This is a genomic window from Vibrio sp. vnigr-6D03 (assembly GCF_002835515.1).
Classification (GTDB): domain Bacteria; phylum Pseudomonadota; class Gammaproteobacteria; order Enterobacterales; family Vibrionaceae; genus Vibrio; species Vibrio penaeicida.
Window position 1 is genome coordinate 1 of record NZ_PIZL01000023.1, and the last position, 22961, is coordinate 22961.

23 protein-coding genes and 1 pseudogene are annotated in these 22961 nt (G+C 43.3%); 6 read left to right on the top strand and 18 right to left on the bottom strand.

What is annotated here, in order from left to right:
* Positions 1–49: 49 nt before the first annotated feature.
* From CW749_RS19285 to helD, 4 genes are all read right to left on the bottom strand, one after another.
* On the bottom strand, positions 50–652 hold the full coding sequence (locus CW749_RS19285) for a YceI family protein (RefSeq protein WP_101113909.1): 603 nt from the start codon (positions 650–652) through the stop codon (positions 50–52).
* Between the two features lie 196 nt (positions 653–848).
* A complete protein-coding gene (locus CW749_RS19290) occupies positions 849–1214 on the bottom strand; it encodes a VOC family protein (protein WP_101113910.1) in 366 nt (121 codons plus the stop codon).
* Positions 1198–1797, bottom strand: coding sequence for a DJ-1/PfpI family protein (locus CW749_RS19295; protein WP_101113911.1), 600 nt, complete (start codon positions 1795–1797; stop codon positions 1198–1200). The genes CW749_RS19290 and CW749_RS19295 overlap by 17 nt, the downstream gene beginning before the upstream one ends.
* A gap of 16 nt (positions 1798–1813) precedes the next feature.
* On the bottom strand, positions 1814–3880 hold the full coding sequence (gene helD, locus CW749_RS19300; RefSeq protein WP_101113912.1) for a DNA helicase IV: 2067 nt from the start codon (positions 3878–3880) through the stop codon (positions 1814–1816).
* Positions 3881–4077: 197 nt separating this feature from the next.
* Between helD and yccS the strand changes: the two genes are divergently transcribed.
* The 3 genes from yccS to CW749_RS19310 all read left to right on the top strand — a co-directional run bounded on the left by yccS (position 4078) and on the right by CW749_RS19310 (position 7187).
* Positions 4078–6246, top strand: a complete 2169-nt coding sequence (gene yccS, locus CW749_RS19305; RefSeq protein WP_101113913.1) for a YccS family putative transporter — start codon at positions 4078–4080, stop codon at positions 6244–6246.
* Positions 6247–6513: 267 nt separating this feature from the next.
* Positions 6514–6681 (top strand): hypothetical protein, encoded by a 168-nt coding sequence (locus CW749_RS28250; protein ID WP_180958450.1) that lies wholly within the window; start codon positions 6514–6516, stop codon positions 6679–6681.
* A gap of 68 nt (positions 6682–6749) precedes the next feature.
* On the top strand, positions 6750–7187 hold the full coding sequence (locus tag CW749_RS19310; protein ID WP_101113914.1) for a hypothetical protein: 438 nt from the start codon (positions 6750–6752) through the stop codon (positions 7185–7187).
* A 26-nt stretch (positions 7188–7213) separates the two neighbouring features.
* Here the strand turns inward: CW749_RS19310 and CW749_RS19315 are convergent, their stop codons facing one another.
* The 10 genes from CW749_RS19315 to CW749_RS19360 form a co-directional block, all read right to left on the bottom strand.
* Positions 7214–8170 (bottom strand): TerC/Alx family metal homeostasis membrane protein, encoded by a 957-nt coding sequence (locus tag CW749_RS19315; RefSeq protein ID WP_101113915.1) that lies wholly within the window; start codon positions 8168–8170, stop codon positions 7214–7216.
* 292 nt (positions 8171–8462) lie between these two features.
* Positions 8463–9026: an NnrU family protein gene (locus CW749_RS19320; protein ID WP_101113916.1), complete on the bottom strand. Its 564-nt coding sequence runs from the start codon at positions 9024–9026 to the stop codon at positions 8463–8465.
* A gap of 150 nt (positions 9027–9176) precedes the next feature.
* A complete protein-coding gene (locus CW749_RS19325; protein ID WP_101113917.1) occupies positions 9177–9671 on the bottom strand; it encodes a hypothetical protein in 495 nt (164 codons plus the stop codon).
* A gap of 240 nt (positions 9672–9911) precedes the next feature.
* Positions 9912–10649: an SDR family oxidoreductase gene (locus CW749_RS19330; protein ID WP_101113918.1), complete on the bottom strand. Its 738-nt coding sequence runs from the start codon at positions 10647–10649 to the stop codon at positions 9912–9914.
* Positions 10650–10696: 47 nt separating this feature from the next.
* On the bottom strand, positions 10697–11227 hold the full coding sequence (locus tag CW749_RS19335; RefSeq protein ID WP_101113919.1) for a GNAT family N-acetyltransferase: 531 nt from the start codon (positions 11225–11227) through the stop codon (positions 10697–10699).
* Between the two features lie 3 nt (positions 11228–11230).
* A complete protein-coding gene (locus CW749_RS19340) occupies positions 11231–11728 on the bottom strand; it encodes a GNAT family N-acetyltransferase (protein WP_101113920.1) in 498 nt (165 codons plus the stop codon).
* A gap of 51 nt (positions 11729–11779) precedes the next feature.
* Positions 11780–12508, bottom strand: coding sequence for a sulfite exporter TauE/SafE family protein (locus tag CW749_RS19345; protein WP_101113921.1), 729 nt, complete (start codon positions 12506–12508; stop codon positions 11780–11782).
* A 4-nt stretch (positions 12509–12512) separates the two neighbouring features.
* Entirely contained in the window at positions 12513–13076 is a 564-nt protein-coding gene (locus CW749_RS19350; protein WP_101113922.1) for a topology modulation protein, read from the bottom strand.
* 127 nt (positions 13077–13203) lie between these two features.
* On the bottom strand, positions 13204–14235 hold the full coding sequence (gene tdh, locus CW749_RS19355) for an L-threonine 3-dehydrogenase (protein ID WP_101113923.1): 1032 nt from the start codon (positions 14233–14235) through the stop codon (positions 13204–13206).
* Positions 14235–15431 (bottom strand): glycine C-acetyltransferase, encoded by a 1197-nt coding sequence (locus CW749_RS19360; RefSeq protein WP_101113924.1) that lies wholly within the window; start codon positions 15429–15431, stop codon positions 14235–14237. The genes tdh and CW749_RS19360 overlap by 1 nt, the downstream gene beginning before the upstream one ends.
* A gap of 135 nt (positions 15432–15566) precedes the next feature.
* Between CW749_RS19360 and CW749_RS19365 the strand changes: the two genes are divergently transcribed.
* Positions 15567–16478: a LysR family transcriptional regulator gene (locus tag CW749_RS19365; RefSeq protein WP_101113925.1), complete on the top strand. Its 912-nt coding sequence runs from the start codon at positions 15567–15569 to the stop codon at positions 16476–16478.
* A gap of 9 nt (positions 16479–16487) precedes the next feature.
* Here CW749_RS19365 and CW749_RS19370 read toward each other — a convergent pair whose 3' ends face one another.
* Entirely contained in the window at positions 16488–17018 is a 531-nt protein-coding gene (locus CW749_RS19370; protein WP_101113926.1) for an NAD(P)H-dependent oxidoreductase, read from the bottom strand.
* A gap of 182 nt (positions 17019–17200) precedes the next feature.
* On the opposite strand from CW749_RS19370, the pseudogene CW749_RS19375 reads away from it, so the two are divergent.
* Together CW749_RS19375 and CW749_RS19380 are read left to right on the top strand one after the other, a co-directional pair.
* A pseudogene (locus CW749_RS19375) lies at positions 17201–18117 on the top strand (LysR family transcriptional regulator).
* A gap of 176 nt (positions 18118–18293) precedes the next feature.
* Entirely contained in the window at positions 18294–18632 is a 339-nt protein-coding gene (locus tag CW749_RS19380; protein WP_101113927.1) for a cytosolic protein, read from the top strand.
* Between the two features lie 261 nt (positions 18633–18893).
* On the opposite strand, the gene CW749_RS19385 is transcribed toward CW749_RS19380, so the two are convergent.
* From CW749_RS19385 to CW749_RS19395, 3 genes are all read right to left on the bottom strand, one after another.
* Complete coding sequence (locus tag CW749_RS19385; protein WP_101113928.1) at positions 18894–20330, bottom strand: PepSY domain-containing protein; 1437 nt, start codon at positions 20328–20330, stop codon at positions 18894–18896.
* Between the two features lie 141 nt (positions 20331–20471).
* Positions 20472–20828 (bottom strand): hypothetical protein, encoded by a 357-nt coding sequence (locus tag CW749_RS19390; RefSeq protein ID WP_101113929.1) that lies wholly within the window; start codon positions 20826–20828, stop codon positions 20472–20474.
* Between the two features lie 90 nt (positions 20829–20918).
* Positions 20919–22862, bottom strand: coding sequence for an EAL domain-containing protein (locus CW749_RS19395; protein ID WP_101113930.1), 1944 nt, complete (start codon positions 22860–22862; stop codon positions 20919–20921).
* Positions 22863–22961 lie beyond the last annotated feature (99 nt).

Here is a 22961-nt window from a genome sequence, read left to right on the forward strand (position 1 = left end):
AGGAGACCATATATGGGTATAAGGACATTTCTGATATCTGGAAAAAATGCTATTTCCGTTTAAATACCAGTGAGGCGTTAACAGAAACAGTAGGTGAAATTGCAATCGCTCCTACGGTTTCAGACAGTGCTTTTAAGTTGGCTTCTGGTGCGCCAAAGCTTAATGCACTAACGATAACAGGCTTGACCGAGCTAACGACAATGTATTGAGGCGTGTTAATCACCAAAAGAGACAACGTCACTTTTTTATCCATTCCGTAGAAATTTAACGTAGCATCAATATTCTTGATGGTAGGTTCAGTAAGGCTTGATACTTCCGCGAGATCAACCTTACCTTTCAATGTCGCTTTAGGGTATTTACCCGTATCGAAAAAAAGCTCACTCAACCTCTGATTACGAATTGGAACAATCGTGTCTACAGATGCCAATTCGATCTCTAAAGTGAACTCGCCACTCGCATCGATTCTTCCATCAATTTCAGTGAATTTAGCAGGCTCTACGATGTACTGCTTCTTGATGGTCGCAAAGTTTACCGATGAAACATTAGAATCTAACAAGTAGTGATGGTGCGCCGAATGCGCTGGTGATAGTAATAGAATGGGTAAAGAGAATAAGGTTGATATCGCTAATAGTAGTCGGGCTGACTTTTTCATACTCAATTCCTTTCGAGATACTTAACGCCCTTCTTCTTTCGAAAGTAACTTACACTCGGTGCTTTTTGAACAATCTATGAAGAAAAGGCTGTGATTTTATAAGACGAACTGCGCTTGCGCATTGTTCGTACTAGTAAATCACAGCCGAATGTCTCATAGATAATAAATTTAATGCATATCATATGGGCATCTTTTGCTATTCACCCCATATAGCTAATTCATTACCGCTAGGTTCCTTAAATTGAAATCGGCGTCCGCCCGGGAACTCAAAAATAGGTCGTGTTATTTCGGCGCCTTGAGATTTAACGACGTCGAATGAGCTTTCAAGATCATTACTATACAAAACAAGAAGCGGCGCTCCGTCGTTTGTTGCGCTCACTACATCCGATTGAAAGAATCCCCCCATTAACCCCTTCGCCGTAAAAGCTGTGTACTCTTCCCCATAATCTGTAAACTCCCACTGAAATGCTTTCTCAAAAAATAACTTGGATTCTTTTAGATTGTTCACAGCAAATTCAATGTAATTGATTGAGTGATGTTCAAAATCAGTAGGCGACGACATGTTTGCTTCTCCAATTAAAGTCGAGCTGATCTGCGGTTTTCAAGGCAAGCTCCATTTTTGAAAGCCGGGACACAAGTTGTAAACTCATGTCTATACCCGCCGTCATTCCCGCAGAAGTAATGATTTCCCCATCCTCTACCCAACGAACGTCTTTAACAAGTTTCACATCTGGAAATTGCTGTGCGAGATCGTCTAAATGCTGTTTATGCACCGTTACACGCCTGTCAGTAAGCAATTTCGCTTGAGCAAGTAAAAATACCCCATTACACACTGAGGAAACTATTTTGACTTTCGTTGATTGCTCCTGAAGCCAACGGATCACTCTGCTGTTTTTCATCTCATGGGAGTACACGCCTCCTGAAACGATCAATACATCTAATTCTGGATGGTTATGGATGGAGCGATGTGGAACCACTTGATAGCCATGCCTTGCGGTAATGGTATCGCCGGATTCACTGATCAGATAAGGGAGGAACTGCGCGTCGAAGTTTGCTGCGAATTTATTAGCCGTCGCAAACACTTCGTAAGGACCGGTAAAGTCGATGGGCTCTGCGTATTCATAGATAAAAATCCCGATATTCATGGTTACCCTAGCCTAGTTATTTTTTGATAACGGGGTAACCTCCTTCTCTCAATTCTTCTACAAATACAGAAGGTTGAGCGCCGTACATTACCCACGCTTTAGATTTTGCCCGAGTCAAAGCAACGTAAAACAAACGACGCTCCTCAGCATGGGCATAAGTATCTTGGGTTTGAATAAGTGCACTATCGAGATGGTGTTGTCGTTCCATTGCAGGGAACTGACCTTCATCAACACTCAAAATAAAGACAAAATCCGCTTCCTGACCTTTACTTGCATGGCATGTCATAAACTTTATGTCCAAGTTAGAGCAAGATTTTTGCCAATCTTTTAGTTGCTCTGGACAGTGGTAATGGTTACGCCCTAGCAGTAATACCTCTTTTTTTGAGGTCTGTTTTCTGTCTAGCTCCAGAAGGGATTTCTCAAGTATAGACATATGCAACAAAGTAATAGACTTTTGTTTCACCATCTTGTGGCTTGTCACATTTTTATGCAATTGAGATGGGTTTTGTTGTATGAACTTATTAGCGACCTCCCCAAGCATATTGTTAAAGCGGTATGTGGTATCCAAGTAATGGATAGAAGCACCAGGGAATCGAGAATCGAAGTCTGTTGTTAGGCTCACATCAGCACCAGCAAACCGATATATAGCCTGCCAATCGTCTCCTACAGCATATAGAGAAGCCTGCTGCTTAGTTTTTGGTTGGTGGCAAATCGCCTCCAACAACTCAAGCCGAGCCGGTGAAATATCTTGATATTCATCGACCATAACATAGCGCCACTGAGGTCGATACTTGCCGCTCGCAACGTATTTGGTTGCCTTAGTGATCATGGTGTGAAAATCGATCTGGGTGTTGTCTTTCAGCATTTGAACCCATGCTTGATAACATGGCCAAACAAGCTGCAATTCACTGTTTAAACGAGAATAGTCTTCATGATCGATAATACGCTGCTGTATTTGCTTTTTACCGATGTTCATTGCACACAACTGTTCTAGCTGTTTTTGTAACCACGCGATGAGTTTAGGGTTCTCGGACTGGGATCCTAGCTCTTCATCCCCTTTTAAATAGGCAATCGGCCATTGAGAAAGATGTTTTTGCCAGCGCTTAAATTGATTTTGCGTTGCCCAATGTTGTTTTAGCCATTGAACACACCAAGCTTGCTTCATGCTATCGTTGGTTGCCAATGGCGTAATTTCTATCGACTCATTTTCAACATGACGAATGATTTCTAACCCTAATTGATGAAATGTTTTTACCGTAATGGCATTCCCATCACTGCCTAATTTGCTTTCTAAACGCTGACGCATTTCGTCTGCCGCATCGCGCCCAAACGCCACCATTAGCAATTCTTCTGGTTTAGCTTGATGGCTTTGAAGCAAATAAGATACACGCGCCGTGAGGACACTTGTTTTACCCGTTCCCGCTCCTGCCAGTATTAGGTTATGGTCATTGTTCATCAAAACAGCTTGTTGCTGAGAAAGGTTGAGCGGGCTCGATTCGCACTGTGCAAACAAGACTTGCCAATATTCACGCTCTTTCTCTAGCCAGTCTAAATTTCGTGATTTCTGATTCTCAAACCCATTTCCTAACCAGTCTGATACCTCGACCATGGCTTTGGGCATTCGCTGCTCGGCTTCTTCTAAACTCATATTCAACAGAGAAAAGTCGTTAACGACGCTGTCCGTCCAGCTTTGAAGCTGGGAGGTTTGTAGGTAAGAAGGTTGATTTCTAATTAGGGTAAGCGCTTCGCGCCATGCGGGCAGTTTTTCGTTTAGGCTCTGACATTGGTGAAAATGCCAGTCAGAATATTCTTTCTGAGCATATTGAATAAAAGCATTGCAGTCTGCCCAAGGTAAACCTTGCACCAACCAAGCTTGTTGAGTGCTGTTTTTTTCATGTGCATGAAAAACTAAACTGCCCCAGACTAAACCACGCTTCAATGTAATAGAGCCATCCCATACCGAAAAGGGAATATGCTCTTCACTTTGCGCGGAGTTCAAAACCAGTTTGTCGTCTTCGACACTGACTTCATTGTATTCCGTCTGAATTAAAAACTTGGCAGATCGTGATGCCGCTAGTTGCATTGAGTGAACCCTGATTCGGTATTATTTTGTCTATGGGGAATCTTAAATCACACCGGGTTGTAGAACAACGCTAAGTCTAAGCTCATCGGCTATTAATTCACCATACACACTTTTTCTTGGTGCTAGGTCATATCCTTGATACTGTCGTCAGTTACACTATCGCGCGTTCCTTTTGACAAAGTACGAAGTTATAAACTGTGCCTCTATTGACTATTTTTCGCCACTACTGGTCTAATAAAACCATTAATTACAGCATTCGCATCACTATTGCCCTTATTGGGGTTGTTATCCCTTGCTGGTTTTACGAACAAAATACGGCCATTGTCCCGCTAATCTTAGGCATAATTGCCGCTGCTCTCGCAGAAACCGACGACAGCTTTTGGGGAAGAATGCGTGCGCTTATTCTCACCTTTGTCTGTTTTGCCATCGCTGCGTTTTCCATTGAGCTTCTGTTTGATCTCCCCATTTTTTTCGCCATTGGATTATTCGCGTCAACCTTTGCCTTTATCATGCTTGGAGCGATAGGCCCCCGCTACGCCAGTATTGCCTTTGGCTCTCTATTGATCGCGATATATACCATGCTAGGTGCTCATGAGAGCCCCAATATATGGTTTCAACCAGTGATGCTTTTAGCGGGTTCGGCTTGGTATTACTTTATTTCCATGATTTGGCAAATATTTTGGCCAATGCAGCCCGTGCAACAGAGCTTAGGCAATGTATTTGAAGAACTGGCCAATTATTTGGACGCCAAAAGTGAGCTATTCCACCCTGTTACCAATTTGGCACCTCAACCTCACCGAATTCGTGAAGCCAGCTTAAACGCCGCAACGGTTACCTCTCTGAACCAGTGCAAAGCAACATTACTGTCTCGTTCTAAGCGTGGGCATATAGACGGACCAAGCGACCGGTTTCTCAACATTTATTTCCTTGCGCAAGACATTCATGAGCGAGTCAGTTCTACTCACTACCGCTATCAAGACCTTGCGGAGCAGTTCAAACACAGCGACGTGCTCTTTCGCTTTAAGCACCTGCTGCAAACACAAGCAAACGCCTGTCGACAGATATCCAAATCTCTGCACTTAGGTAATCAATACAATCACGACGACAAAAACGCTGAAGCCTTAAATGAACTTAACGATTCAATTGTGTTTTTGCAGGAACAAAAAAGAACAGATTGGTCCCTCTCTCTGAGTCAGTTAAGTTATCTATTTCGAAATCTATCTACAGTTGAAAAGCAACTTAGTAATGTCAGCAACCCCGACGTTAAGCAAAACGCAGAGGACGATGTACTAGACGATACCACCGCACATACCCCAAAGGCGATGTGGTTACGAATTAAAAGCAACATGACACCTAGCTCCATTCTGTTCCGTCACGCGGTTAGAATGTCGATTGCTTTAACTGCTGGATATGGTTTGATTCAAGCTTTCGACATAGATAAAGGATATTGGATCTTACTCACCACCCTTTTTGTATGCCAGCCAAACTACAGTGCAACTAGGCAAAAACTGACGGCGCGAGTTATCGGCACAATTGCAGGTTTGCTGGTCGGTGTTCCGCTTCTCACGTTTTTCCCTTCCCTAGAGAGCCAGCTCGTTTTTATCGTCCTTTCCGGTATTTTGTTTTTTGCCTTTCGTATTAATAATTACGGTTTTGCCACCGCCTTTATTACCCTCTTAGTTCTGTTTTGTTTCAACCAATTGGGTGAAGGGTTTGCCGTTGTGCTGCCTCGCTTAACAGATACGTTGATCGGGTGCGCTTTGGCGGTACTGGCTGTCGCATTTATCTTGCCAGATTGGCACTCGAAACGATTGCACAAAGTGATGGCAGAATCGGTTATCGCCAACCAAAGCTATCTCGCTCAAATTATTGGTCAGTATAGAGTTGGGAAAAAAGACACATTGGCATACCGCATTTCGCGACGTGATGCTCACAATAAAGATGCGAGCCTGAGTTCTTCAATCAGCAATATGCTGGTTGAACCTGGTAAATATCGGTCTGCCGTCGACGAGAGCTTTCGCTTCCTTACCTTGAATCACGCATTGCTCAGCTATGTTTCTGCTTTGGGTGCCCACCGAACACGTTTACAAGATGAGACTATCCACCAGCTTGTTTTGGATTCGCACAGAGCCATTCACAAGCACCTTGAGATCCTTCATAAACAGCTGAATGACCAATGTGAAGAATGCGATACGTCCGTGATCGAAGAGACAGATATTGAAAAGCGGTTAAGTGAATGGCGAGATGAAGATGAAAGCTCGGCTCGATTGGTCTTGCAACAGCTTCATTTGATCTATCGAATGCTACCTGAGCTTCATTCGTTAGCGGCGAAATTTGCGGTAAGAGTTCCGAATAGCGCTCAATAGCTGTGCCCTCATTTCGTACTCTGATGCTCATCCGAATACGATCTTTTCCCTCTCCTATTGGCCTTCCCCTTTCTGCATTGTCACTTCCTACAAATGTATTTATGGGTAAAGATCACATATCTTTTATTATTTACTCATTTTCTGACAAAAATTGAACAAACGAAGATTTCGATGCTCTTAATGTAGGTTGCGTTAGTATTTAGCGCACAAAGTTTCGCTATCGGTGCAAATGAGACATTGACTATCATTAAGGTTGGAAGAAGAAAAATGCCACAGCATCAGTATGAACAATTGAGGAGTAAGGTTCTGGAGTTGACTCCTGCTCAATTGAAAGACTTACAAACGGAAATAGAAGGGAAGCTAGACAAAAACGGGACTCAAATTGAGCTTACTCCTGAAGAAATCGAGGCGATTTGTCACCTTTTTAAAGAGTAATTACCCCATAAAGTTGAACTTTTACTGGCTAAAGTTTAACCTTTAAGTAGATTCTGAGGTAACGATCAATGCCAGTCTCATCGATACATTCCGGTCATGTCATTCTCCAGCAGTCGAGAACCATGGCAAAGCAAGCAACAGAGGAGCTCAATGAAGAAGCTCGTCTTGAAAAAGCTCGCACGGAAAAAATGGCAGAAGATGAGCGAATACAAGAAGTTCAACCCGACGAAGAAATTAGAGCTTCAGAGCGAACAGAAGAAATTCAAGAAACCGATGCCGCGCGTGAAACTGAAGCCGACTACCAAGAATCATTCAACCGCCTACCTAGCGCTGAAGAAGAGCGCGACACCAGACAAGAAGAAATCACCAATGAAAGCAGAGACGAGTCTGATTACGTCGAAGCTGCCGCCAAACTCAATCAAGCCAAAAGCTACAACAGCGTTGGAGCAAGTGTTGTTTCTCGCTCCAACGACATGATTGGCTCTATGTTAGATATCTCGGTTTAAGCTTTATCGGTTTAAACCCTATCTGTTCAAACTTCATCTGTTAAAACTTCTACCGAGTGTTTCCTAGACTTTATAATCGATGCCAAGATTGCACTTCCCATCACCGTGACAAGCACACCAAGTGAGACTTGCGTTGGAATCGCCCACTCCGTTTCGACCAATAACATCTTTATGCCGATAAAAATCATGATGAAGGCTAATGCCGGTTTAAGGTATACGAACTTCTCCATCATGCCTTGCAAAACAAAATAGAGAGAACGCAGCCCAAGTAAAGCGAACACATTCGCAGCCAATACTAGAAATGGCTCACGCGTTACGGCAAATATGGCTGGAATCGAATCCAGAGCGAACATCACGTCCATCATTGCGATCATTGCTATTACGATCGCCATGGGTGTCAATATGAACCCTAGGTTATCTCTTATGTACAGCGCATTGCCTCTGTAATCGTCGGTCACTCTGGCAAACTTACGAATGATCCTTTCCGGCAGCGGGCTCAGTGCTTCTTGCTCTTCGGGCTGCGTTAGCTTATAGCCTGTCCAAATAAGGAAAGCGGCAAACAAGTACAAAACCCAATGAAACTGTTCTAGCAATTGTACGCCAATCGCAATCATCACAGCGCGTAAGATGAGTGCTCCTATAACGCCTAAAAGCAGTGCTCTCGGGCGCAAACTTTCTGGCACTAAATATTGGTGAAAGATAATCGCAAACACGAAAAGGTTATCGACACTAAGCGATTTCTCTAACAGGTATCCCGTAAAAAACGCGGTAGCGGCTTTACTTGAGGTATACGAGCTCCCCGGTGCGTACCATTCCCAAAAATACAGAATAGATACGCCAAATGCCAAGGCAACCAAAACCCAAATAACACTCCAAATCGCGGCTTTTCTTACGGTAATATTACCGCCACGAGTTTGCCAAATATCGACGCACACCAACATTAATGTCAGCGCACCAAATGCAAAATAAGCAAAAGGACTCATTAAACACCTCATTCCACAACACAGTTAATTGCGAAGAGACGGCTTATAGGCGTGCACCCTCGCAAACCAACCAAAACATACCCAACCAAATGAAAATAGTGAGGCAATTCTGGCAAATGAATGCGTTGGTCTCGTCAGAGTGAAAGCTGGTAAGGGCTTATACTTTTGTATGCCGGAAAAGCGAACGCTTAACGGGATGACGACATACAAACTAAGAGTTCTTAGTAGACTACTCCCCAATACAGGCGGATAGTATTCCTGTATTGAGAGAGCGTCAACACGATTTTTCACATTATTTAAGAGGGATACCCGTTAAGTATACGTGTAGGAAAAAAGCCGTAATAAAGTAGAGAACCAAACTGATTGCGTGCGTTTTTATTTCTTGCGAGACAGGGGGAATAGCTGGCTTAACCCACTCGCCCTCTCGTCGATTGATAAGCATGATTTGGATGACTGCCCAAAGTGCTAATCCACCAAACAAAATAACAGAACGCTGCTCTCCATTGCTAAGTAAGTGCGCCACAGACCAAACGATCACACTCATCAGTTGAGGGTGACGAATGTACTGCTTCAATCGAGTTTTTCCTTGAGCTGCGCCAAACAGAATAAAACCCACCAGCATGAGTAACATGGTTAACCCACGAAATTCCGGACCAAGGACGTACAAGTAATTCGGTACGGTGCTACGCCAGCCGAATATGATCATCAGTAATCCAGCGATAACCACCAATGAAAAAATGCCTTTGTAACCGTTGGGACCGACCTTCTCGATAAGGTTTACTTTTACCTGCGGGGTGAGTGACGGGACGTAATGGATTACGCTCCATATGAAAATACCTAAAATCAATAACAACATTGCTTACTTCCTTATATTTGTTTTTCTCCATTATTAAGCAGCTGCTACGAATTTGATGGGGATTTGATCCCATACTTTGTGTGGAATTTAAAAACCGAGCACTTGGCTCGGCTTTGAAACAATTTTATGATGGCAACGAGACTGATATCATCACTTTTTAAGAAGTGTCGCAGAATGCTCAATGGCTTTCTGCATTAGTGTCGCGGCCTGCTGTTGAGATATTTTATCTGCACCTGCCAGCATACATATATGAAACATTGCAACATTAAGATAGGAAGCGGCTTCTTTCTTCTCACTAAGTTTCGTCAATTTTTCAATTGATTTGAGTGTGCTATCAACTTTCCCACTTTCAATTTTATCAAGGATCTTTCCTACATCTAGATTTAATGACGCTTCAAAATCTCTTGATTTAGCCACATCAGCAGAAGCAAGACATGCAGCTATCTTTCCATTAGAACCATCAAAAATATAGGCAGCGTTATGGTTTGGATTCCATACGTACAATCGATCTTTCACTTCTCCGGAGGGTGTCTGTACAAAACTAATATGAGGTTTTTCTTTGCCATATTTAACCCCCCACCAAGACGAAGCACAACCTGTTGTAAGTAAAGATAAAAAAATTCCTAGTGCAATCATCTTTTTCATTTAACTCACTCCAGTAAGTTATAGAATTTCGTTGAAAGTTAAGGACAACGCACCAAATACCGCATACATCCTTCGGTGTACACATAACCTTTTTGCTTATAGCAATTCTATTCTTATAAATTGAAAAAATAGATGTCAATTCCATCAATAGTGGAATACCACCAATGTTGGAAAAATGACATTTTGTACAATGGAATTGCAGATAGAGACAAATCTAACCACAGAATTGATTCGGATATACTAACTAAGCGTAATACCGCCATCGACAACGAGTGTGTGCCCAACAATATAACTTGCCTTATCGGAGAGCAGAAACTCTATCGCATCGGCGACTTCTTCCGTTTTGGCGAATCGTTTCATGGGAACAGCTTGAGATACACTCTCTCTGATATTGGGATCTGTTTTCGCTCTTTCCTCCCACCGAGGAGTCCAAGTGACACCAGGGGCGACGGCATTGATGCGTATTCCGCGCTCAATATTTTCAATCGCTAAAGAACGCGTTAAACCCTCAATAGCATGTTTTGCCGCGCTGTACATTGCCGCATTTGGCGTTGGTCTCAACCCATTTATTGAGCTCACATTCACAATTGCCGCGCCTTCAGACATCAAATTAAGCTCGCTTTGCAAACAGAGTGCTTGAGCCCAAAAATCATGATTAAGCGTATCTTTTAACTTTTCGGAATCGACGGTGTGGAATTGCCCAAGAGACCCTATCGCTGGCGATGCATTATTCACAGCAATGTCGAGTTTGCCGTAACGCTGCGCAACATGTCCAAATAACGTTTTTAATGCTGCTTCATCTGAAATGTCGGTAACATGGTAATCGACGGCTTCAAGAATTGGGTACTGACGGATGGACTCATCCCAACCGCTTTTATTTCTTGAGCAAGTTATCACTTGAAAACCTTGATCAAGTAATCGCCGTACCATCTCTAAACCGATGCCTTTTGAACCACCTGTTATCAAAGCCGTTTTCATTTTCAGTCCCTCGTTTTTATTCCAGCCTGTTTCAGCATACTTGCCAATTATAGAGAAGTTTTTACGTAAATGACGGTGTTGTCCAAATTTCCGTTTTTGATTCTTCGCGTATTTTTCATTGTGACCTCAAGCTGGTAGCCACATCGTACTGCGACCATCCAACTGCGCTGGTTTGACTCTGCCGCTTTAATTTCAATGCGGTTTGCACCTAGTTCTTCAAAAGCATAGTTTTCAAGTAGAGCAACGGCTTCTGTCATGATGCCTTTGCCCGCAGCAGAGGTTCTCAACCAATACCCTATTTCAAAAAAAGGCACAGACTGCTCTCTGATGATCAATCCTATTGCACCAAGCAGTGTTCCTGATTCCTTGCAAATAATGCTGTATCGAATGTCATCAACAAAGTTTTCGTATTTTTCTACCGCTTCTTGTGCGCTTTTCGTCGCTTGTTCGAGAGTTAATGCGTTGTGCACCCAAGGTAAGTATTGCTCTAGTTCTTCTTTACTTTCGATGATTGCTTCAAGCATTTTGGGTGCAATCTCGACCGTGGGGGGTTCTAACCGAATTCGTCTATTTTCCACTTGTTACCTATCTTGGACGTTAAAACGTATAAAATGCATTTCTTTATCTACGTCGATGTCTTTTTCTAATGTGTAATTACGCCCAACCGCGTTCGCAATTGCCGCCTCCCAGAAAGCCAATGCTCCTGAATTTTCAAGCAGCACTCTTATCTGCCATTCACCCGGGTAGTGAATCAAAACTTGTGCAATAGCCTCTTTCCCAACGCCTTTTCTCTTGTATTTTCGCAAGATGAAAAACTGTTCAATATCGTAGAGGCTAAGATTTGTTAGGTACTTTCGAATCAACACAAACCCTGCAATGTCACCATCAACACAGATAAAATACGGTGTGTGATCTTCTCTATCCCAATAAACATCAAAGTTCGAATTATTGTAAACAAATAACCCCTCTTGATTAGGGCTCCATCCCATGTATTCAGACATGTCGTAGATATAAAGAGGAAAGAGGTTTTCCAAAATATGACGGGATGTAAGATCTATTTCCTTAAGCGACACTTCCATATTATTCTCTTTTTTTATCTGAACGTTACACTATATTAATTTATTAATTTATTAATTAGAAAGCGACAGTAATGCGCTAACCACCATCTTAATTGCCATGGCAGTGAGCAAAATTTTAATCCACATAATGAGTTTTTCGTTCTTCGCCGCCATTCTTAACTTTGTCCCCACAAATGAGCCAAGAATCGAACCTATCACCATGTAAATAAGAAGTTGAACAGAACCGAAAAGAGAAGTACCTATCACCATAAATACCGGAATTTTGGCTAGATGGCTGATGGTCATGAACATGGAGCTGGTGGCGATTATGTGGTCTTTTGATTTTAGTTCTTTTGTTAATACGGAAAGAGACAAAGGCCCTGTTGCCCCAACAATCAAACCCAACCCTGTTTGGACCATTCCAATCAGGTAATAACTTTCGTATCGGCTAATAAACTTCGAAAATCGTTGGCTCCAAAGATTGAGGAGAATATAGAGCCCGATTCCAACCGGAACATACTCCATCGATATATTCGATAATAAGTACCCAAACAGCGCTACGCCTACCAGTGATCCCATTAAAAATTTGGGAAGTAATGCCCACTGTACGTCTTTTAAAGAAAAGAGCATTCTTGAAGAGTTGCTCGCTAACTGAGTAATACCATGTATAGGGATGATCAGACTGGGTGGCAGAAACGTAGGCAATATGGCGATCAGTAACATCCCTCCCCCAAAACCAATGACACCCGCCACCAATGAGGTGACAAAAGACAAGAGACCTAGTGTGTATTCAATATCCATATAATTACGTCTGTTCGGAACTTAGGTGCGTTTCAGAGCTGCTTGTTTCGAAACCACTCGTTTTATTTCTCTTAGCCGCAACTTCAAGAATAATCTTCGCGACGAGCTCCTCCACCTTGATTAACTCATCGATAACGATACCATTTTGTTGATCAATAGACTGTAAAATCACGTTCCTAGCCCGTGTAGGAAACAGCCATATAAGCTTGATCAAGCTCGGTAGAATAAGAATCTCTGGGCAGTTATCTGGTAGTTCTGGTCGGGATTTGAAAAGATATGGAAGATTTCTTTTTAGACAGCGAAGTAAACAAATATGGCGTGGAATATCTAGAAAAACTATAAAATCGGCATTTTTCCTAACTGATTTAGATACCCCTTCAATTATCCAGCTCTTAGGTTCAATCAATCCTTGTTCGCCACGAGTTCTTTCTTCTTTTGAAGCCGTTACCCAGCCTTCTTTCCAAACTACCCCGTCTAAGCTAGCGACGGGCAGGTCCAAAGCCTCACCTAACGCTTTTGCGAGTGTCGTTTTTCCTGAACCGGCATTACCCGCTATGTTGATTCTCATAATCCCTTACCTAAATAGAGTAGACGTAACTACCTAATGTTTAGAGCAATATTCATGAGGGATTATATCTAGATTGATATAAAAAATGGCAGCCGAAGCTGCCATTTTTTTGGAACTGTGAGAACGTTTATTCCCAATCAAGGATTACTTTGCCAGACATGCCCGATCGCATAATGTCGAACCCTTTCTGGAAATCATCGATTTTGTACTGATGAGTGATAATCGGAGTTAAGTTTAATCCAGATTGGATCAAGCTTGCCATCTTGTACCATGTTTCGAACATTTCACGACCATAGATACCTTTGATCACCAAGCCTTTAAATATAACCTGGTTCCAATCGATAGCCATGTTCGATGGTGGAATGCCCAGAAGTGCAATACGACCACCGTGGTTCATTGTTTGAAGCATTGTGCTGAATGCAGCTTGTACACCAGACATTTCAAGCCCGACATCAAACCCTTCTGTCATACCTAGTTCTTGCATCACGTCTTCAAGCTTTTCTTCCGCGACGTTTACCGCTCGTGTCACGCCCATTTTGCGAGCTAAGTCGAGACGATATTCGTTCACGTCTGTAATCACCACATGGCGAGCACCTACATGCTTTGCCACTGCCGCTGCCATAATGCCGATAGGGCCCGCACCGGTAATCAGTACATCTTCACCAACTAAGTCAAACGATAGTGCAGTGTGTACAGCGTTACCAAACGGGTCAAAGATTGAAGCTAATTCATCCGAAATTTCATCTGGGATTTTGAAGGCATTGAACGCAGGCAATACAAGGTATTCCGAGAAACTGCCCGTACGATTTACACCCACACCTTCTGTGTTACGACACAAGTGCGTGCGACCACCACGGCAGTTACGACAGTGACCACAAGTAATGTGACCTTCACCTGAAACGCGATCACCAATTTCAAAGCCACGAACTTCTTGGCCGATTTCGACCACTTCACCCACATACTCATGGCCAACAACCATAGGCACTGGAATCGTTTTTTGCGACCACTCGTCCCAGTTGTAAATGTGAACATCTGTACCACAGATAGATGTCTTTTTGATTTTGATAAGAATGTCGTTATGACCGATTTGAGGTTTCTCCACCTCGGTCATCCAGATGCCTTCTTCCGCTTTTAGTTTGGAAAGTGCTTTGATTTTCATTATTTGATGATCTCCATGTCACGGCCTACTTCAATGAAGGCATCAATTGCTCTGTCTAGCTGTTCGCGTGAATGCGCAGCCGACATTTGTGTACGAATACGTGCTTGCCCTTTTGGCACTACAGGGAATGAGAAACCGACAACATAAATGCCTTTTTTTAATGCGCGCTCTGCAAATTCAGCAGCAACCTTTGCATCACCCAGCATGATAGGAATAATGGCATGATCTGCGCCGCCCATTGTGAAACCAGCAGCTTCCATACGAGCACGGAAATGCGCCGAGTTTTCCCAAAGTTGAGTACGTAAGTCGCCAGATTCAGCAAGAAGGTCCAAAACACGGATAGACGCAGAAACGATGGCAGGCGCCACAGAATTTGAGAACAAGTACGGGCGAGAACGTTGGCGCAACCAGTCAATCACTTCTTTCTTACCCGATGTGTAACCACCTGACGCACCACCCATCGCTTTACCTAAGGTGCCTGTAATGATGTCGATGCGATCAACAACATTATGGAATTCGTGCGTACCCGCGCCATTTTCACCCATGAAGCCTACAGCGTGAGAATCATCAACCATCACCAACGCTTCATATTTATCTGCAAGGTCACAAATGGCTGGTAGGTTAGCTACCACGCCGTCCATAGAGAACACGCCATCGGTAACAATAAGCGTATGACGAGCACCTGCTTCTTTCGCTGCGATAAGCTGCTGTTCTAGCTCATCCATGTTGTTGTTTGCGTAGCGGAAACGCATCGCTTTACATAGGCGAACACCGTCGATAATGGAAGCGTGGTTCAATGCATCGGAAATGATCGCGTCTTCTTTACCAAGAATGGTTTCAAAAAGCCCAGCATTGGCATCAAAACAAGAGGTGTAAAGAATCGTGTCTTCTTTGCCTAGGAACGTTGATAGTTTTTGTTCTAGTTCTTTATGAGAGTTTTGCGTTCCGCAGATAAAGCGAACAGAAGCCATACCAAAACCGTGCTCATCCATGCCGCCTTTCGCCGCTTCGATAAGATCTGGGTGGTTAGCAAGACCAAGATAATTATTAGCACAGAAGTTAAGTACTTCTTCACCAGTCGAGATAGAAACCGCTGCTTTTTGAGCAGAAGTAATGATTCTTTCAGATTTATACAACCCTTCGTTTTTTACTTCTTCAATTTGGGTTTGGATTTGCTGATAAAATGCAGAAGACATGTTCTCATTCCTTCATAGTTATTGTTGTACTGCGCACAGTGGTTTTTATTTTAATTGAACTCATTAGCGACTATTATCCCTTACAATGGAAAACCATTAGTGACTCACAGGCACAAATAAGGAAAACGTCGCGACATGCTTAATCAAAAACTCATTGCTTTGCTGCCCGATCTCGCTGCTTTTATTTTAGTCGTAAACGAAGGAAGCTTTACCGCAGCTTCGAAGAAACTGAATGTGACCCCTTCTGCATTGAGTAAACTGATAACACGTCTAGAACAAGCGCTGGCTGTAAAACTGTTTGAACGAACTACGCGCTCATTGGTGATTACAGAGGCGGGTAAAAAAGTGTATGAGCAAAGTGTCGTGATGGTGAACGCCGCACAGCAAGCGATAGATATATCCGAAGCAGATCACACAGAATTAGCCGGTAGCATTACAGTCGCTGCGCCAGAAGCCTATTTAAACTCTGTTTTGCAATCGCACATTTTGCCTTTTCTTGAAGCCTACCCTGACATACAGTTGAAACTGCGAGCGGTCGATGGCGATATCGATTTGAATCAAAATATTGATATCGCGTTTCGTCTCACCGATAAGCCTCATGAGAACCAAGTTCTAAAGGAGATACGCAAAACCAATCTGGTCTTGTGCGCGAGCCCTGAGTATTTATCAAGAAAAGGCACACCTAATCACCCAACCGACCTTGCTGATCATGATTGCCTTTATCTTGCAGAGACAGACAGCGACCACATATGGGATTTTTTAAAAGACGATGAGTTCTTTGCTGTTGCCGTATCTGGCCGTTACGCCGTTAACCACTCCCAAATGCGATTGGCAGGTGTAAACTGCGGCTTAGGGATAGGAATCTTCCACGATTTTGTGGTGAAAGAGGCGTTAAAAGATGGGAGTGTGGTTGAGGTCTTATCAGACTGGACGCTGAAAAGTAACTACCACGGTGCCGTTGCCATGCAATACGCGCAAACCAAATACATGCCTGTAAGGCTGCGCGTATTCATCGATTACATCGTGGAAAAGCTTGCAAGTGACTAGCTCCCGTTCCTAGTTCGATTGCACCTTTGCCATCAATTCAACCAAGGCAGTGTTGAGAGTTTCATCTTTTACCTTGCCTTGATCCATGTCGAAGTTATCGAAAAAGCTTGGTAGTGAAAAATCACCAATAACAGAGCCACCAAAATGAGGGATTGCACCTACGGCAGTGGCGAGAACATTTTTAGCACCACCCGGACCAGGTGACGTTGCCAAAACGACAACAGGTGTATTCTGGAATAACTTCATATCGACGCGCGATGTCCAATCGAACAGGTTTTTGTATGCAGCGGTGTATGAGCCATTATGTTCAGCGAATGAAATGACAATAGCATCTGCACTGCCCAGCTTTTCATAAAATGCTCTCGCTTCTGCCGGCTGCCCCAGTTCTTTCTCTCTGTCTGTACTAAACAGAGGCATCTCATAATCGTTGATGTCCAACACCTCAACGTCAGCGCCATCAATTAGGCTACACGCATAAGTCACAAGCTGCTTGTTGATAGACTCACGGCTACTGGTTGCTGCAAATGCTATAATTTTCATATTTATACCTTCCTAATTTTGTTAAACGACAGACGTGGCTCTTAATTCAATCTACCGCTTTTTATGATTCTGTTTTGTATCGATTGATAGACACTTTACATTGATTCTATTTGAAGATTAATAGTGTCGCTGTAAAATCATTATTTCCATATAACTCTTAATTGCATAATTTAAGGAAGATCATGGCTACCGACACTCAATTACTTGATGGCATGGTTATTTTCGCCGAAGTGGTATCGAAAGGCAGTTTCACCAAAGCAGCGGAAAGCACAGGGCATTCTACGTCTTACATCAGTAAAGAAATCAACAAGCTAGAAGAAAGGCTCAGCGCCCGACTGCTACACCGAACTACCTGAACACTAAGCTTAACGCCTGAGAGGGAGAGTTGTACTTCGACCGCTGCCAGCAGTTGATCTTAGATGTGGAGGAATTGGGAGAAACACTGAGTGGGAAAAACGCGACACCAAGAGGTACGCTTAAAATTAGCTGCCCCGTCACCTTTGGCTTGTCTCGTATTAAGCCTGTTTTGGCTAAGTATTCAGAGCAATACCCAAATGTCGATTTGGATATCGACTTAAGTGATCACAAAGTCGACATGATTGCAGAGGGCATTGATATTTCCATTAGAGGTACATCCAGCCAGCTTGAAGATTCAACATTAATCAGCCAGAAAGTGATGACCAGTGATAGCGTCACCTTTGCATCCCCGGCCTATTTAGCCCGTTGTGGCACCCCTATCCACCCTTCTGAATTAAAAGATCACAAAGCGATCTGCTATAGCTTGATTAAAAATCCCTCTCAATGGACCTATTGGGAGAAAGACGGAACCAAAAAGTCAGTCAGAGTAAAGAGCAAACTTCTAACAAACAGCCCACAACTTGAATTAGCCATGTGTAAAGAGGGGCTCGGTATTACTAGAATGCCTACATTTAACCTAGGCAATGAGCTAGAAACAGGCGAACTGGTCGAATTGTTCAGTGATTACCCCAAAGTACAAATTAACATGTATTTGATTTACCCTAGCCGCAAACATATGTCTGCCAAAGTCTCGAGTTTTATTGATTTCGTGAAGCAGGAATTGGCAACGTCGCGGAACTAAAAAGCTCCCGAGGGAGCTTTAAATAAGCAATACGTATCATCACAAATAACGTGAATCAGGTGACCTATCGAATGTTCGAAAATGTCACAGAGTAACCGCCTCTAGCGACTAAATTTCCACTATGTTTAGCCCCTGATAGTGATAGAATCTCCGCATTAAAATTTCTGAGAAACTCTATGTTTATCCATCATGTTAACGGTATCGACTGGCTGGTGATTACAGCTTTTGAAGAACTGAGAACTATGTTTATCGAAGAAGCGGAGGCGATCCCCTCTTACTTCTCTACCACCAGCGAATTGAACCTGATTGCCCAAGCCAAGCGTAGTTATGGATATTTGCCTACACTCAGCGGCGTAATCACCGACACTGGCACATTTAAAAGCCCAGATAACGAAGAAGATTTGAACCCACAGCTTGCCTGCTTAGTTGAGGGGCGTGGTCGAGTTTTTATCTATCATGGCGGGTTTGTAGCTTTTGTGGATGACGAACAAACTTTTATTACTCGAATGACCTGAAAATTATTCAGTAAGTCGAAGGCGGAGATTTGAATGGAGCAGGATCCTAGCTTCAATAAGAAAAGCGATTCTGCGGTTAACTTCCGAGCTGGATCCCAAACGAGCTTTGGAGCAAATACAAGCTAGCGTTTTAGATAATCCGAAAAACGCCCGATGAAGTGCATCGAGCGTTTAGTTCGTCGATTAAGCTACCCATATGTGTATGGGTCACTCAATTTGGTATGGTTTGCTACTTCGCTAAGGCGATTTATAACCTATGCGTTACGCAAACCAATTATGCAATTTTGGTGTGGCTTTCATAAGTAATGCATCCAAAATCAGTACGGTGACGATCGTTGCGCCAGCCAATGGAAAGGCGAACCCGACCAACACTATAGTTAATGCGCCCAGCTTCCAAATTCCGCTTTTTTCAAATGTCGGTGGCGCACCCAATTTTTTCTTACCCGCAGGGCGGCGTTTCCACCACATAATCACGCCTGTTACACAAACCGCGATAAAAGCGATACAGAAGAACACATTCAATAGCTTGTTGATAATGCTAACTTCACCAGTGTGAAGAGCAATACCCGCTGCCATGAACTTTGCCATCCAGCTGTAGTCGTCCCAGGTGACATCTGCCAGAATCGCACCCGAGTACTGATCAATGTGAGTGGTGCGATCTTGAGTTGGGTCGGTAATGTCTCCACTCATGGTATTGGCACCTAGCGTAAATACCCCTGTCTCGCTTTTCGGTAAGTTCAGTTTGTACGTTGTCAGCCCGAACTTACTGGCGGTTGCGACGACTTCATCAATCGAAACTGTCGAGGCAAACTGAGCTGGATTATCATTTTGATGGCCTCCGTGGTCACCATGATGCTCGTGCCCTGTAGACTCTGGTAACGGTGTTTTCTCTAATCCCCAAGGCACTTCTTCTTCAACACCATGGTTTAGGCTTGCGTGTGTTTTATCTGATAGTGGTACATCTGCCCATTTTTGTGCTGGGAAACTGCTCCAAGGTTGTACGAACTTACCACCCCATACGCCAGCCCAAGCGAGCCCAGAAACCAAAAAGAAAAGTAAAACAAGAGACAGCACACCGCCAAGATTGGCGTGAAGATCTCGCATGAAAATCCGTACACCACTTTGTGAACGGATTTTCAAAAACCCTGCTCTTGAAGCGTTATCGGATGGTAGCCAAAGGTATATTCCGGTGACTAAAAGAACGATGGATAGGCTAGCCGAGATTTCAATCAGATAGCTGCCCACATCACCAGCTAACAAAGTGCTGTGTATCTCGTTAGCCAGAGCGTACCAGCTGTCGTCTCGGTTAATCTCACCCAAGATATCCCCATTGTATGGGTTGACCAGAATAAGGCGATTGGAACCGCTATCCAATCTCACGTTAAAACGATTTGGCGCGGTATCCGATGCCGCTGGAATGAACTGAGTCACCGTTGCGTTGTCATATTCTTGCTTAACCAAAGCGAGTTGTTCAGAAACAGCTATACGTGAATCAGTTGGTTCCACGACCAGAATCTCGCCGTGTCGAATGCTTTCTAATTCGTCATCAAATAGCATGACAATGCCAGTCAAAGACAGCATCAACATAAAAGGGATGACAAATAACCCTGCGTAAAAATGCCATCTCCAAGTAAGAAAGTAGAGGTACTTTGAACGTGCAAAGTCCTTTGGTTGAGCGGTTTGAGTGCTTCCCAACATAATAATTTCCTTTATAAAAGCTAAAGACACTCCGTTCCGCCGTGTTTTTATTAGGTTCTAAGCTTTTCTTGAGCTAAGCATGGCAAGAACCAAAAACGCAGGCATACGAGTGCTTGTTATTTTTGTATTAAGTGTGTTTGTTCAGGAAATAGAAATGGGTGGAGCGCGAGGTATTTGCCATTGATAACGCACGTTTAGAGCCAAAAAAACGTATTGGCTTTCAATAGCAAAACTTAAAAGTTGGAAGATCGGTGTAGTTGGAAGATGGCTGTGATGAAAGGTGGAATAATGGCTAAAAGGACAAGGCTTACCACTGTGGGTTTTAACCTCTTGTCCTTCTTCTACTTGAACCAGTTCGAAGCCGTTAACCGTACAAAGCATCGCCCATACACCGGCATTACTGCCATGTGCATTGATAACAGGCATAAGCGTTACCAGCACCCAACTTAGGGCGCAGGCAAATAGCATGCTTTTGTTCATTGGAGAACGGTGGTTCATAACCCTTCCTTATCGATTGGCAGGCAGGGTATCTTGTATTTATAAAACTTTCAAAGGTGCAGAGAGCTTACTCAACAGCGATCACACTGATCATGGTAAGAATTTGTAATTTGTGAGCAATAATTCTTCTATCTCTTCTAAAAGCAATGGTTTGGCGTATAAAAACCCTTGAATGTTGCTGCAACCCAGCTCTCTCACTTGAGCCAACTCTGAGGTGTTTTCTACCCCTTCCGCAATGACATCCATTCCTAAGTTTTTAGCCAATTCAATAATGGTACGAGTGATGATTTGCTTGTCTTTGTGCATGTGTATTTGAGTCACAAACGAGCGGTCTACTTTCAGTTTACTAATCGGATAATGCGACAAGTAAGCGAGGTTTGAATAACCCGTTCCAAAGTCGTCCACACTTAGGCTTAAGCCCAATTCTCGAAACTTTTGAAGAGTACTGATCAAACGATCTTCGTCTTTCATCAATATGGATTCAGTTAGCTCGAGCTCCAAAAGGTTTGCAGGAACCCCCGTTTCTTTGAGCAGGGACTCCACTTCACAGAGCAGGTTATGATGGTAAAATTGAATGCCTGAAACATTGACGGAAATGGGCTTGCAGTCGATGCCCTTTTCTTTCCAATCAACCAATTGATTCAAAACAACCTTGATGACATACAAGCCAATTTCTGAAATCAAACCAGACTGTTCGGCAAAAGGGATGAAATCCGCGGGTCCAATTTCCCCTTTCTCAGGATCTTGCCAGCGTATCAACGCTTCCATTGCTTTTATTTCGCCCGTATCACTGTCGATCATTGGCTGATAACGTAAAAACAACTCTTGGTTGTCAATCGCGCGGCGTAGTCGTTTTTCCATCGTCCAGTGTTTGAGTGTCATCCCCTCAAAACGGGATGAGAACACCTGAGCTCGGCGCTTACCTGATATTTTTGCTTGATACATGGCTATGTCTGCATTGCGCAGCAATTCTGTAGACGTATCACCGTGCGCGGGGTAAACCGCCAGCCCTATAGACGCGGAGAAATTGAACTCATAGTTGTCTACTTGAAATGTCATACCAACCTGATCCAACAAATGACGACCTAGCATTTGAGTTTTTTCATGGTCAAAGTCTTCTTTCACCACCACCACAAATTCATCTCCACTGTGGCGATAAACTTCTCCCCGCTCTCCAATAGCTTGTGTTAACTGATTAGCGGCGGCTTTCAAAGCGGAATCTCCCGCGGCATGCCCAATCGAATCGTTCACAATTTTGAAGTTGTCCAAATCGACAAACGCGACAATAAATCGCGAGCCAGACGCGATAAGTTCGTCTAAATCGTTTTCTAGCGAATAGCGGTTTTTCACGAGCGTTAACATGTCGTAGTGTGCGAGAAAGGCGAGCTTTTCTTCGGCTTGTTTTCGTTCGCTAATATCTCTAGCTGTTCCCGCGGTGCCAACAACGTTCCCTTCCTTAACTACTGGAACTATAATGAGTTCGATCCAAGATCGCGTGCCGTCCACCGACGTTGCAAGAAACTCTTGTCGAATAGGCGAAAGCGATTTCATAACTTCTTCATCGTCTTGGCGATATCGAACCGCATCTTCATAACGCGATAAATCAAAATCTGTTTTACCAATTAAGGCTTCATAATTAACGCCAAATGCATGTTGAAATTCCGCGTTTACGGCAAGAAAGCGGCCTTCAGTATCTTTTATCCACGCAAGATCTGGAATGCTATTCAGAAGAGTTTGATACCGGTTAGTTCGATCATTGAGAGCTTGGTTTAGCTCGCGTAGCGAGGCGTTTTCTTTTTCAGAGTCTGCTAGTTGCTTTTCAAGTTCCACCAGCTTCTTGCTGGTAGAAATGACATGAAAATGAACCAATTGAAGGAAGGCGAATAAGGTTAAAAAAAGTGCTAAACCAGTGGTAACGATAGCCTCGGGAAACGTAAAAATGACCGCAAGGCATATCACCAAGATCAATATCGTACTCAAGAGCCAAAATAACTTACGATCTTGTATTGTCCGAGCAATGTTCAATGGTAGCATCTCAACCCCCACCGACTAACAGAGAGATATTCAGTATAAATTAACTGGCGCGAAAAAAGTCACTTTTTGATAGTTTTATGAACAAAGCTGAGTATTTAG